Source organism: Gottfriedia sp. OAE603 (assembly GCF_040543965.1).
Taxonomy (GTDB): Bacteria; Bacillota; Bacilli; order Bacillales; family Bacillaceae_G; genus Gottfriedia; species Gottfriedia solisilvae.
Map to the genome: position 1 here is coordinate 2790760 of NZ_JBEUNN010000001.1, position 14062 is coordinate 2804821.

Below are 14062 nucleotides of genomic sequence, written 5' to 3' on the forward strand. Positions count from 1 at the left end.
TTTTTCTTAAATGAATACAAATGGATCAGTATTTATTTTTGAAGCAACAATTTCACATTTTAGATTATTTTCAATTAGTTTCTTATCTAATAATTTTTTGACGCCCTCTTTCATCACTTTTTCAATATTGTGACCAGCGTCTACGATATTTAAATTTTCCATTTTCCAATCTTGTGCTACATGATAATAAATATCTCCACTTACATAGACATCTGCACCATGTCGTTTGGCATGGAATGCAAATTTATTACCGTCTCCACCAACGATTGCAACCTTCTTGATTTTATCACCTAATTTGCCGACAACACGAACACCTTTTAAATCCAACTTTTCTTTAACATAATGAGCAAATTCTTCTAATGTACATTCTTCTTTCAAAGTACCAATTCTTCCAATACCATATGTTTTACCTTCATTTAATAAAGGAATTGTATCGTAGGCTACTTCCTCATATGGATGTGCATTTAACATTGCTTTTATAACTTTTTTTAGAATTGATTCAGGAACTATTGTCTCTATTCTAACTTCCCCTACCTGCTCTAGTTGACCTTGTTGACCAATAAAAGGTTTTGTGTCTGCTAATGGTAAAAATGTTCCCGTACCTTCTGCATTAAACGTACAGTGACTATAATTACCTATATGCCCTGCTCCTGCTTCACAAATTGCATTGCGAACTTCCTCAGCATGCGATTTGGGTACAAAAACGACTAACTTCACCAATTTTTCTACATACGTAGGTGCAAGTACGCTGGTATTTTCCAACTGCAATGCCTCAGCTAGGAAATCACTAACACCAGCTTCGGCAATATCAACATTTGTGTGAGCAGCAAAAACAGCAATATCATGCTTAATGCATAATTCGATGATTTTACCTGCTTCACCAACAGTAACAATTTTCTTTAATGGGCGATAAATAATTGGATGGTGTGCGATGATCAAATTCGCTCCAATTGAAATTGCTTCTTCTACAACTTCCTTTGTAACATCTAGCGCAATTAATGCTTTATTTACTTGATTTGATAATGTACCAATTTGAAGACCATTTGGGTCCCCTTCTTCAGCAAGATGTTTTGGAAAAAGCACTTCAAACTGTTGAACCAATTGATAGCCATTCACAGATTTCATGCGAGCACCTCATTTATCCATTCAATTTTTTGATTTATTTCTTTTATTTTTTGAATAGATTCTTCAGTTTGTTTTGCTGATTGTAATTGAATAAGAATTCGTTCAAAGTTATTAAGCTCGTGATTCCATCTTTTCTTAAAAACGTCATTTTGATTGTGCATCAAATGCGGTCCGATAAACATTTCTTTATTCTTTGAATCTGAATAAGGTTTATATGTACTTGATTTCGAGGCAACCAAAATTTCATATATTTTCGTATCTTCTTCTAAAATGTCTTCTTTAATTAATGAATACCCTTCTTGATCTAACCAATTTCTGATTTGATAAGCACCAATATTTGGTTGCAATACTAGGGTTTCTACACCTTGAAGCTTCTCTTTCCCTTTTTCAAGTATACTTGCAATTAGTGAACCACCCATTCCGGCAATTGTAATAACGTCTACTTCATTCGGTGTTAAAACTTCCAATCCATCTCCCATTCTAGCTTCAACAATACCTTCCAAACCACTTTGACGAATCGTTGAACGAGCTGAATTAAATGGACCTTCTGTTATTTCACCTACAATTGCCGATGTACATCTTTTATTTAAAACAGCATAACAAGGTAAGTAAGCATGATCCGAACCGATATCAGCCAATCTAGTGCCTTCTGGGATATAATCAAAAACTCTTTTTAATCTCATTGATAAATTTACTTCGTTCATAACAAAATCACCATTTCATATTATTTTCATGACAATATTTTACACTAATTCATGTAAGAATCCTAATATTGAACAAATAAAAATGACCTCTCCATATAGAAAAGGTCATTTAATATGATTATTTTTTCTCAGATAACCATTTTGCAACTGCATCTAATTGTGCACCTGATACTAAACCTGCTGGCATGCCGCCTTCTTTACCGTTTTGTAAGATTGCTTTAATCTCATCTTCAGAGTATCTAGCGCCAACCTTTGTTAAGTTAGGTCCAACTGCACCTTGTAATTGGTCACCATGACAGCTGACACAAGTTTGAGCGTATATTTCATCTGGTTTAGTAGAAGCAGTTTGCTCTTCCTTCTTACCACCATTAGCTATCTCATCAGCTTGTTTTGCCCCTTTTAATGAGATAATTAGCATTACTGCGATTCCTAGTGCTGCAATTAAAGCAAAAGGAATTAATGGATTTCGTTTCATTATGATCCCCCTTATGTAACCCCTTAAAAAATAAAAAGTATTTAATTACTATAACATTATTATTGTATACGATTAAAAACAATAAAAAAAGTATTATATTGGATAATTTTAAAAATAGTTAACCGATTACATTTTACTTAAACCCATACCACACTTAAGAATTACATTATATAGAGAATATATGCAATAGATAAAATGATTAAGCTCACCCCTGAATAAATGAAATAAGTAAGTTTTTTTAAGAAACCAATTACAATCCACAGGGTACAATTTACAAATAGTATGATCCCCATTACCATTGCAGACAAATTGATAAAGCTTCCTACTCCTTCAACTACTAGTTCTAAAAAAATAATAGCAATGACTAGATAAGTAATATGTCTCCAAATAAGCTGCTTTGATGTCAAAAGTACTGCATTAATGCCTAAAAAAAGAAAAACAGATAGGAAAATGAGTATTTGCAAATTTAAAGACAATTCTGTAAAATATAGGAGATAGGTGACAAATGGAATCATTAATAATGGTAAAACTCCTAAGAGTGCCCATAATTTATGATAACCAAAAATTTGAGAATTATCCCTTAATTCACCTTCAGTATAAATACTTAATAAATAATCACAATATTGCTCTGGTAACATACGATTTTCTTTCCAGAACTTTATTTCTTTTATGATAATTTGTTTTCGTTGCTGATCCATATTGCATCCTCCAATGATTTCTTGGAAAAAATTCTGAAAAATCACACTTTGTTATTAGAATATCACTTTTATTGGAATTTGAGTATGGTCATTCGATTTGTTTTGACAAATTTCTTCATAAGCCATTTTGCCTAGTTGATTCAATTGAAAATAAAAAAAGTCTATCCAAAATTGGACAAACTTTTCTATAATATTCTATTCTAAGAAGTCTTTTAATCGTTTACTACGACTTGGATGACGTAACTTACGAAGTGCTTTCGCTTCAATTTGGCGGATACGTTCACGTGTTACACCAAACACTTTACCAACTTCTTCTAAAGTGCGAGTACGGCCATCATCTAAACCAAATCGTAAACGAAGTACGTTCTCTTCACGGTCAGTTAATGTATCAAGCACATCTTCTAGCTGTTCTTTTAACATCTCATAAGCAGCATGTTCAGCTGGAGAAGTAGCTTCTGAATCTTCAATGAAATCACCTAAATGTGAATCGTCTTCTTCCCCAATCGGTGTTTCAAGTGATACAGGCTCTTGAGCAATTTTTAAAATTTCTCTTACTTTTTCTGGTGGTAAATCCATTTCTTCTCCAATTTCTTCAGGAGATGGCTCACGACCTAAATCTTGAAGTAATTGACGTTGAACTCGGATTAATTTATTAATTGTTTCAACCATATGTACTGGAATACGGATTGTTCTTGCTTGGTCAGCAATTGCACGAGTAATCGCTTGACGAATCCACCAAGTAGCATATGTACTAAATTTGTAACCTTTACGGTAATCAAATTTTTCTACAGCTTTAATTAATCCCATATTTCCTTCTTGAATTAGGTCTAAGAATAGCATTCCACGTCCTACGTAACGTTTTGCAATACTTACTACTAAACGTAAGTTTGCTTCAGCTAAGCGGCGTTTTGCTTCTTCATCGCCTTCTTCAATACGTTTTGCTAAATTGATTTCATCTTGTCCAGAAAGTAAGTCAACACGACCAATTTCTTTTAAGTACATACGGACTGGGTCGTTAATTTTAACACCAGGAGGAACACTTAAATCATTTAAGTCGAATTCTTCTTCTTTTTCTAACTGAGCACCTCTTGGCTCATCGTCAGCATCACCGACAATATCAATTCCTTGTTCACCTAATTGTTCGTAAAATTCTTCTAATTGATCTGAATCAATTTCAAAACCATTTAAACGATCAGCAATTTCTTCATATGTAATTACACCACGTTTTTTACTATTTTCAATTAATAATGCTTTTACTTGATCGAGTGTTACTTCTGTTTCCGTATCTTTAGAACGAGCCGATTTATCAGCCATTTGTTCCCCTCCTTCGAAAAGTTCGCGAATCATTTAACATATTTCATACTAGACCGGAGCTGAGTGATTTGTTGGAGGATTGTCGCAGCCTTCACGAAATCTCCTTCACGTTCAGCTTTTTTCAAGTCTATTTCTTTTTCACGTATACGTTGTTGCTTATCATAGTTGTTTAATGCATCTAAATAATCCTTTAACTCTCGCTCTGTTAGTTCAGGTGCTATCTGTAAATTGACAATTTTTGAAACTACTTCAAGTAACCTTTTTGAAGGAAGGTAATTCATAAATTTACTAATATTAGACTCATTGCCCTCTTCATAATAAGCATAAAGATGGATTATAATCTCGGAATAATCATTATTGTAGAATAGACCCTGATATTGCTGTCTAACCTTCTCGGTCACATCTCTGCTATTTAACATGTGTGCTAAGAGTGTTTGTTCTGCTCTTACATGTGCAGGTAAAAGTGTTTTAGAAGATATATCTCGTTTGATATCAGTTTTTACTTCTGTTACATTTGTTATACGATTTGCCTGATTACTATATTGTCCAAATTCCTTCTTAAGCACTTCAATTGAGATAGAAAACTCTTTTGAGAGTTGATTTAAGTAATAATCTTGTTCAATGAGTTGACTTAATTTTGCAATTTCCTGAAGCATTTCTTTAATATATTGAAATTTAACAGTTTCATCTAGGAGATTTTTTCCTTTTCGATGATATTGCATTTTAAAACTCATTAATGATACACTAGCTTCAATAATAGAGGAGTTAAATTTTTCAGGTCCAAATTGTCTAATATATTCATCAGGATCTAAGCCATCTGGCATTTGTGCAACCTTTATTGTAAAACCTTCTTTTTGAAGTATATTTGCTGCTTTTTCGGTCGCGTTTATACCAGCCAGATCTGAATCGTAGCATATGATAATTTGATCAACAGAAGTTTTTAACACTTTTGCTTGATCCTCTGTTAAAGAAGTACCCATTGTAGCAACAGCGTCATTGACGCCAGCTTTATATGCAGAGATAACATCGGCAAAGCCTTCCATTAAAACTGCTCTGTTCTGCTTACGCATCACGTTTTTAGCTTGATAGAAATGATATAATAATTTCCCTTTATGGAAGATTGATGATTCCGGACTATTCAAATATTTTGGTGAACCTTCACCCATAATTCTTCCGCTAAATGCAACAATCTTACCTTGATGATTATGAATAGGAAAAATTAATCGATTTCTAAATCGATCATAATAGTTCCCATCACGCTCGTTACGAACAACAAGACCGGCTTTTTCCATGATTGACATGGAATATCCACGTTTTTCTAATACCTTTGTAACAGCATCCCAAGAATCAAGTGCAACACCAAGTTCAAAATGCTTTATTTCTTCTTTAGAAATGCCTCTGTTAATAAGGTATTCTAACGCTTCTTTACCTTCTGCTGTATTAACTAATAGATGATGATAGTACTTTTTGACAAACTCATGAGCTTCATGCATGATCGCTTGCTCAGTAGATTGTGGATTTTTTACAGTGTCAATCGCATCTGTTGGTAGAGTGATATTTGCCTTTTGTGCAAGTTGTTGTACAGATTCTTGAAAGTTTAAACCTTCAAGCTGCATAATAAAGGAAATTGAATTCCCACCAGCACCGCAACCAAAACAATGAAAAATCTGCTTTTCAGGTGATACTGAAAAAGATGGTGTGCTTTCTCCATGAAATGGACAAAGGCCAAAATAATTTCTTCCTTGTTTTTTTAAAGGAACATATTCACTCACTACATCAACTATGTCTACTGACTCACGAACTTGCTCAATAAGTTCATCGGGAATTCTGTTTCCCATATTGACAGCTCCATATACTATTTTATTCGATAAAACTCGCTGTATTCCTTCAAGTTTCGACAATATTTTTTTCATATTTTTTTCTTAAAAAATCATTTGATCATTTCAAGTCTTATATGTATTATTAATTGTCTGAAAAAGAGGCGCTACAGTAGTTCATAAGCATTGCATTCAACTGCTAGTTCTGGTTTCTATAAAACCCTATTTATTTATCGCTTATGATTAATTTCTACATGTCTTTGCTAATTCCTTCAAAACATGTATCGATTTATGTAGTTTTATTTCCTTCTTTCGATAAACTAGGAAGCACATATTCATAGTTTATTCGTAAGTATAAAAAGTTAAACCTATAATTAACTCTTTTCATACAATTTTTTATTATAATCTATTTCACATTGGAAATCTAGCAATATGCATCAAAGAATTTTTTGTTCATTTTTAAGAAATAAAAAAAGGCTGTTTCCGTATCTTTTGTTGCTATTTAAGAATGTGTTAGTTGATTACAACCCCTGGATGCCCCCTTTCCTCGGGGCGTTATGTGAGCCTCCTCGTTTCCCTGCGGGGTCTCACCCTTCCTGCATCTTCTATAGGAGTCACTCTCCTTTTGTAGGAATCCTTCTTCTGTCTTTATTTCAATCAAAAAAACAACAATTTCTGAAAAGAACCCTAAAAAAAGAAAACACATTAGAATAATCTAATGTGTCTATTTGTCATTGTGTCGACAAGAACAAAAGCTAAGAGATATTATCTAATGTGTCTATTTTGATAATACTGACCTAAAATTACATTTGCTGATTCTTCAACCGCTTTACTTGAAACATCAACGATCTGACAGCCAATACGAGTCACTACATTATTAAAATGTTTAAGTTCTTCTTCTATTCTTGCGATGTTTGCATAACTTGCCCCATCATGAAGCCCTAATGAAATTAATCTTTCTTTTCGGATATGATTTAATTTCTCAGGTGAGATCATTAACCCAAAACAACGTTCTTTTGGAACTTTATATAATTGTTCAGGAGGATCTACCTCTGGTACTAAAGGTACATTCGCAACCTTTAAGCCTTTGTGTGCTAGGTATTGTGATAAAGGCGTTTTCGAAGTTCTTGATACACCAATTAATACAATATCAGCTTTTTCTATCCCTCTAGGGTCTCTTCCATCATCATACTTCACTGCAAATTCAATTGCTTCGATTCGTTGGAAATAATCCTCATCTAACTTTCGGACAACACCTGGTTCATTTTTTGGCTCCATTTTGTTAATTGACGCAATCGTATCAATTAGTGGACCAATTAAGTCATATACAATGACGCCGGCTTTTTTCGATTCATCAAGGATTGCATTTCTCATATCTGGTTTAACTAGTGTAAAAACAATAATTCCGTTATTCTCTTTTGCTACTTGAACGATTTCAATAAGTGTTGCTACATCCTCAACATAAGGTACGCGTCTAATTTCAAATTTATAATGAAATTGACTGATAGCTGCTTTCACGACGTGCTCCGCTGTTTCACCAACTGAATCAGATACAACATAAACGATTGAATTCCCCATATGTTCACCTCTTAATTTTACTAAAACATGTCATTGTTCATTAAGTCTACGATCGCACGAGTAAAATTTGTTTTTGTAAATCGACCAATTACCTCAAGTCCATGTTCACTTTCACGAACAACTGGGACAGCATCAATTTGTTTCTCAATTAAACTCTTTGCTACGTTATAGATTGTATCATCTTTATAGCAAATTGTAATGTTTGGCATTCTAGTCATAATGATATCTACAGGTAATGTATGCAGGTCTTTATTTCCTATACTTGCTCTAAGTAAATCTTTTCTAGATAATACACCCGTTAATACCGTATTTTGATCGACAACAAACAAAGTACCTACATCCTCAAGAAACATTGTAACAATAGCATCATATACCGACGAACTTCTATCAACCACAACTGGTATTGCTTGAAAATCTTTTACAGTCAATTTTTTGATTTTCTCAATAATTTGAGCACCACTCGTTCTTCCCGTGTAATAATAACCTACTCGTGGCCTTGCCTCTAAAAATCCAGTCATTGTAAGAATTGCTAAGTCAGGGCGAAGCGTTGCTCGAGTTAGTGCGAGCCTATCCGCTATATGTTCTCCCGTAATCGGCCCATTTGATTTTACAATTTCAAGAATTTGAGTTTGTCTTTTTGTCAGTTCGATGTTCCTCACCCCTAACGTTCCAATATGCTATACTCTCTAACTAAATATTATATACTATTTTTACAATTTACAAAAGAAAGAAGGAAATAGTTAGCCTATTTCCTTCTTCAAGTTATTCCGACTTCTTATCCGATTTTAAGAAACTATCCATTGCCTTCAATTGTTCTAAAAATTTACGGGATTTCAGATAAATCCCACTATACTCATCATAATATGAAAACAAAATTTGTTGTAATACCTTTTTCGTCTGTTCACTAACTTCAATTTTACCAAGTCGATTTACATCGAAATGATAAAACAATCTCATTAGTTTGACAGACTTTTCAGTTATGGAAAATGCATATGGATCAGTATGTTTACAACGCTGACACAAAAATCCACCATCTTTCACAGAGAAAGCTACAAATATATTTTCATTGGCACTACATTTGCAGTTGATACAATAATCAAAGAAAGGATGATAACCTAATACTGGTATCATTTTTGTCATATATAAATAAGTTAACACCTCTGCATCTGCACCATCATTCATACGTTGAAGAAGTTGGAGAATTAACTCAAATAAGTATGGATTATTTTTTTTCTCTTCAACTGCTTTATCAGTTAATTCAACAATTATCGAAGCGTAGGAAGTAGCAATCAAATCTTCCCTCAAATCTCTAAATGAATCAATTAATTCACCTTGACTTAATGTACCTAATCCAGAACCTTTTTGAATTAAATATGATCCATATGTAAAGAGTTGTGTAACAGAAGCAAGTCGACTATTTGTTTTCTTTGCTCCTCTTGCCACAACTCCAATCTTACCTAATTCTCTAGTCAGGAGAGTTATAATTACATTTGATTCTCCATAAGGATTAGCACGTAAAACTATCCCTTCTACTCGTTGTAACAATACAACTCACCATCCAATTGGATGAAGGTTACGTATGTAGGGAATCAATATCAGCTATTTCTTCATCAATGTAACTTTTCTGTTCCACATGTTCCTGTTCAAGCTGCTTAAATATTAAATACGTCTCAACATTTCCAGTTTTAGAAAAGACATCCCAGGTAAAATTCAACATTGAGAAACCACCTTTCAAGAATAGCTACAACTCATTGCTCATTACCTATTAGCCAAATACTACTTTCCCTGCTTACTTATAATGTGACCTTCTCTCCCAGTTTTCATGTGCACAAAATTTATAAAAAATACAAATAAAACTCTTGCAAAACCATAAAAAGTGTGCATTATTTTTTATTGTGACAAGACCAAGAAAACTTATTAGAGTGCAATGCAAGAACGTTTCTGTTAATACTTACACTATGTATTTTCTTAGCTTGTCCATCTCTGTATCAAAAAAGGGAATCGCTTAAAACTCAATTCCCTTTAACTTACTTAATTAATATTCGTCCTCACGGAAACCTAAATCTCTCAATTGAGACATTCTGTTACGCCAGTCTTTTTGAACTTTAACCCATAGCTCAAGGAATACTTTTGTATCTAGTAAATTTTGTATGTCTAATCGAGCACGTTTGCCAACCTCTTTTAACATACTCCCTTGTTTACCGATAATAATACCTTTTTGAGATGAACGTTCAACGACGATTGTAGCATTCACATAAATAGCGTTACCTTCAGCTCTTCTTTCAATTTGTTCGATAATCACGGCAATTGAATGAGGAACTTCTTCTCTAGTTAAGTGTAATACTTTTTCACGAATTAACTCCGAAATAATAAATCGTTCCGGATGGTCCGTTACTTGATTTGCAGGATAATATTGAGGTCCTTCAGGAAGATATTTTTTAATTACTTCTAGTAAACGATCCACATTATTTCCTTGAAGTGCTGAAATTGGTACGATTTCTGCAAACTCAAATAAATCTTTATACTTTGTAATGATATTAAACAGTTCTTCTGGGTGAATCGTATCAATTTTATTGATAACTAAAATAACTGGGCTACGTGTACCTTGTAGCTTCTCGATAATAAATTCGTCTCCTCGACCAAAACCTTCATCGGCATTCACCATAAATAAAGTTGCATCAACATCCTTTATTGATTCCTGAGCTACTTTTACCATGAAATCCCCAAGTTTATGTTTAGGCTTATGAATACCTGGTGTATCAATAAAGACAATTTGTGCATCATCTTCTGTGTACACACCTTGAATTTTATTACGAGTTGTTTGAGGCTTATCACTCATTATAGCAATTTTTTGACCAACCACTCGATTAAGGAACGTACTTTTCCCTACATTTGGTCTACCTATAATTGAAACAAAGCCTGATTTATAACTTTCTTTATTCATTTAAATCCTCCGGTGTAAATGCTCCTGGCAATAATTCTTTTACTGTAGTTTCTTGGACTACTCCATTTAAGTTTGATAAATATACTACTGTGTCTGGTTTACACAGTTCAAATAATACTTGGCGACACGCACCACATGGTGGAACTGGTCCTTTCGTATCTGCAACGACAGCTACTGCTGAAAATTCAGTAATACCATCTGAGTACGCTTTAAATAACGCAGTTCGTTCAGCACAATTTGTAAGTCCATAAGAAGCATTTTCTACATTACATCCATGAATGACTTGACCATCCTTTGTTAGTAATGCCGCTCCTACTTGAAATTTTGAATATGGTACATAAGCTTTTTCTCTAGCTTTTATAGCTTCATTAATTAATGATTGTTTATCCATGTAAAATAGCCTCCTCATATCGAGAGATTTACGAAAATCAGTGTTATTACCGTAGTATAGTAAAATAAGGAAAAAATAGCAAAAATCCTATTATAACAGAAACAATTGCAGCAACCAAAACAGCACCCGCAGCTACATCTTTCGCTTTTTTTGCCAAAGGATGAATTTCTGGAGATGATAAATCGACGACAGCTTCAACTGCAGAATTAACAAGTTCTAGCGAAGTGACAATTGTGATGATGATCAATAAAACCATCCAATCATTCCGGCTAAAATGAAAATAAGAAGCCAAAGCAATCACAATCAATGCTGCACATAAGTGAATTTTAATGTTTCTTTCCTCTTTAATTACACGTATAATACCACTTATTGCATATCCAAAGGATTTCAGTAATGAAGCTCTCTTATAGTCTCTCAAGCCCATATTTTTCTAAAATTTCCTTTTGTTTAGTAAACATAATTTTTTCATCAGCTTCATTCATATGATCATAACCAAGTAAATGTAAGCAACCATGTACAGCCAAGAAGCCTAACTCACGTCTAAATGAGTGTCCGTACTCCTCTGCTTGTCTTTTTGTAGTAGGAATTGAGATCACAATATCCCCAAGTGTTCTAGGCAAGTCAACACCGACTATTTCAATTTCACCTTCACCTAGTTCTTCCATAGGGAATGAAATCACATCTGTTGCACGATCTTTTTCACGATATTCTTTATTGATTTCGTGAATTCTTTCATCGTCAACAAACGAGATTGAGACTTCTATCTCGCCACTTAATCCTTCAAATTCAAGGGCACATTCAATAAGACCTTTTAAATCTTCTTGTTGCTCGTCTGTTACTTCATTCGTTTCATCTAGAAAGTCTATTTCTAATTGAACCATTTTTTTCACCTTATCTTTCATCTGGATACTGTATTCTAGAATGGAAGGTACCTTGTAATGTTTCACATAATGATTTTTCAACGATATGTAATTCTTTTAGATTCAATTCACACATTGCAAATTGCCCGTCATTTAAACGATCATTCATTATGGCAGAAACAAGTTCCTCAATTTTTTCCATATCTGGTTCCTTTAATGAACGTACTGCTGCTTCAACACTGTCAGCAATCCCAACAATGGCAGATTCCTTCGTGTGTGCTTTAGGACCTGGATAACGGAAATCAATTTCTTTAACTTCTGGATTAACTTCTTTTTCCTTGTAGTAAAAATACTTTAATAAAGTTGTACCATGGTGTTCAGCTGCAATATCAATTATATCTTTTGGCAAATTATATTTTTTTAGTATTTTTACTCCATCACTTACATGTCGAAAAATAATATCTTTACTTTGTAAAGGTTTGATCCGGTCATGCGGGTTATGACCACCCATTTGATTTTCAATAAAGAAGCCTGAATTATTCGTCTTACCAATATCGTGGTAATACGATCCTACCCTAGCTAATAAGCCATTTGCTCCAATCGCTTCACATGCGGCTTCTGCAAGATTCGCAACCATAATACTATGATGATATGTTCCTGGTGCTTCTAATAAGATTTTACGTAATAATGGATGATTCGGACTACCTAACTCAACTAACTTAAATGACGAAACCATACCAAAAGAATCCTCCACAAATGGAAGAATTCCCATTGTGATCACACTAGACAAGATCCCAGAAATTAATCCCATTAATAAGTAAATGCCAATTTCCACTGAAGAATATTGTCCATTTCGAATTAACATCAATGCCGATAACGTTGCGATATTAACTAAAGAGATAAGCACACCGGCATGGATAATCATCGAACGTTTATTGCGTTCTTCATTTAAAAATAAAACGGCAATTGAGCTAAATAATATGTATATCCCCGTTGAATAATTAATTGCACCATTTACTTCTTCATTAAACATGATACTTCCACAAATTGAGAAGATAATCGCCGTCACCATTAAATAGCGATTCCCTAATAAGAATTTAATTAACAAAGTACCAATTGCAACTGGTGCAACGTATACAAGACCTGAAAACTCAATTTTTTGGAACAAACTTACAATTTTTAATATGAAAAGCGTAAAAATGACGATACCAAAGTAAGCGACGATATAGTTATTATCATTCTCTTTTAAAGACTCTGTTTGTTTTAACACAAAGTAAAGCAAGACACCTATTAATAAAATTAAACCAACATATGGCTGAACAGACTGATTGTTTTTAATCAGTCCGACTAGTTTCAATTGATCATATTTTTCTTTTGTAATCGTTTCTCCAACTTTTACAAGAACCTGCCCTTGAAGAATATAGACACTATCAACAGCTTCACTTTCTAGTCGTTTGCGTTCTTTTGTTACGTCTGCATCAAAAAAATAGTTTGGAACAATTGCAAATTCCCCTATATTGATCATAGCATCTTTTAAACCAGGATTAACGCTAACATATGATAATTCTGTTCTAAGATTTGCTCGTGCTTCTTCAATTTGATTTGTTGTAATTTCATCGGACATAACATTATTGATAGCCGTATTTAAAGAAGCCTTAGCGATATTTAATTGTTCAGTAGATGACTTCAATAAAGAACTGATTACATCGTCTTCAAAATTTTTACGAATATCATCTGGAAGCTTTTCTTTCACTTGATTAATCTCTTTTTTGATTAACGCTTGTCCATTGATAGTTTGACTACTTTTAACATTTTCGTTCGTTACTTCTTCTACAATATCAAAAATAGAATTAACAATATCGATCCGATTTTGGGTGTAGTTTTCTTCATATTTATATACATCTTCAACTCTTGCTGCAGCTTCTTGACGTTTTTTATATGTAGCAACCTTATCTTCAATTGTAATCGGAGAATAGATTGTTTGGTCTGAAATTGATAGTAGCTCAACATCGTATTTTATTGGTCTAACATGACTAATTAGAAGAAGAAAACTCGTTAAACCTAAAGTTATGATACAAAATAATATGACAAGTGATTGATTCTTAAATCGTTGGAGTAAAGCTTGCAAATTATTCATCATTTCCCCCTTACTAGTA

At 33.5% G+C, this 14062-nt stretch carries 15 protein-coding genes; all 15 read right to left on the bottom strand.

All coding sequences use genetic code 11. From position 1 onward, the window contains the following. Nucleotides 1–6: 6 nt before the first annotated feature. Nucleotides 7–1125 (bottom strand): Nif3-like dinuclear metal center hexameric protein, encoded by a 1119-nt coding sequence (locus ABID96_RS14345; RefSeq protein WP_192602622.1) that lies wholly within the window; start codon nucleotides 1123–1125, stop codon nucleotides 7–9. Then, nucleotides 1122–1829: a tRNA (adenine(22)-N(1))-methyltransferase gene (locus ABID96_RS14350; protein ID WP_192602623.1), complete on the bottom strand. Its 708-nt coding sequence runs from the start codon at nucleotides 1827–1829 to the stop codon at nucleotides 1122–1124. The genes ABID96_RS14345 and ABID96_RS14350 overlap by 4 nt, the downstream gene beginning before the upstream one ends. Before the next feature lie 118 nt (nucleotides 1830–1947). Continuing rightward, nucleotides 1948–2304 (bottom strand): cytochrome c550, encoded by a 357-nt coding sequence (gene cccA / locus ABID96_RS14355; protein ID WP_192602624.1) that lies wholly within the window; start codon nucleotides 2302–2304, stop codon nucleotides 1948–1950. Nucleotides 2305–2465: 161 nt separating this feature from the next. Then, nucleotides 2466–3002: a hypothetical protein gene (locus ABID96_RS14360; protein ID WP_192602625.1), complete on the bottom strand. Its 537-nt coding sequence runs from the start codon at nucleotides 3000–3002 to the stop codon at nucleotides 2466–2468. 195 nt (nucleotides 3003–3197) lie between these two features. Beyond that, the gene (gene rpoD, locus ABID96_RS14365) at nucleotides 3198–4316 is read right to left on the bottom strand and encodes an RNA polymerase sigma factor RpoD (RefSeq protein ID WP_087998883.1); all 1119 of its coding nucleotides are present in this window, start codon (nucleotides 4314–4316) and stop codon (nucleotides 3198–3200) included. A 29-nt stretch (nucleotides 4317–4345) separates the two neighbouring features. Beyond that, nucleotides 4346–6154, bottom strand: coding sequence for a DNA primase (gene dnaG / locus ABID96_RS14370; RefSeq protein ID WP_192602626.1), 1809 nt, complete (start codon nucleotides 6152–6154; stop codon nucleotides 4346–4348). A gap of 744 nt (nucleotides 6155–6898) precedes the next feature. Next, nucleotides 6899–7711, bottom strand: a complete 813-nt coding sequence (locus tag ABID96_RS14375) for a pyruvate, water dikinase regulatory protein (protein ID WP_192602627.1) — start codon at nucleotides 7709–7711, stop codon at nucleotides 6899–6901. A 20-nt stretch (nucleotides 7712–7731) separates the two neighbouring features. Beyond that, nucleotides 7732–8370, bottom strand: a complete 639-nt coding sequence (ccpN, locus tag ABID96_RS14380) for a transcriptional regulator CcpN (RefSeq protein WP_192602628.1) — start codon at nucleotides 8368–8370, stop codon at nucleotides 7732–7734. A 103-nt stretch (nucleotides 8371–8473) separates the two neighbouring features. Beyond that, complete coding sequence (gene recO, locus ABID96_RS14385; protein WP_192602629.1) at nucleotides 8474–9256, bottom strand: DNA repair protein RecO; 783 nt, start codon at nucleotides 9254–9256, stop codon at nucleotides 8474–8476. 28 nt (nucleotides 9257–9284) lie between these two features. After that, on the bottom strand, nucleotides 9285–9428 hold the full coding sequence (locus ABID96_RS14390; protein WP_087998878.1) for a YqzL family protein: 144 nt from the start codon (nucleotides 9426–9428) through the stop codon (nucleotides 9285–9287). A gap of 318 nt (nucleotides 9429–9746) precedes the next feature. Next, the gene (gene era, locus ABID96_RS14395) at nucleotides 9747–10655 is read right to left on the bottom strand and encodes a GTPase Era (RefSeq protein WP_192602630.1); all 909 of its coding nucleotides are present in this window, start codon (nucleotides 10653–10655) and stop codon (nucleotides 9747–9749) included. Beyond that, nucleotides 10648–11046: a cytidine deaminase gene (locus ABID96_RS14400; RefSeq protein ID WP_087998876.1), complete on the bottom strand. Its 399-nt coding sequence runs from the start codon at nucleotides 11044–11046 to the stop codon at nucleotides 10648–10650. Before ABID96_RS14400 ends, era begins: the two co-directional genes overlap by 8 nt. Nucleotides 11047–11092: 46 nt before the next feature. Continuing rightward, nucleotides 11093–11470, bottom strand: a complete 378-nt coding sequence (locus tag ABID96_RS14405; RefSeq protein ID WP_192602631.1) for a diacylglycerol kinase family protein — start codon at nucleotides 11468–11470, stop codon at nucleotides 11093–11095. Then, entirely contained in the window at nucleotides 11451–11927 is a 477-nt protein-coding gene (ybeY, locus tag ABID96_RS14410) for an rRNA maturation RNase YbeY (protein WP_192602632.1), read from the bottom strand. Before ybeY ends, ABID96_RS14405 begins: the two co-directional genes overlap by 20 nt. Before the next feature lie 10 nt (nucleotides 11928–11937). Continuing rightward, nucleotides 11938–14043: an HD family phosphohydrolase gene (locus ABID96_RS14415; RefSeq protein ID WP_192602633.1), complete on the bottom strand. Its 2106-nt coding sequence runs from the start codon at nucleotides 14041–14043 to the stop codon at nucleotides 11938–11940. Nucleotides 14044–14062 lie beyond the last annotated feature (19 nt).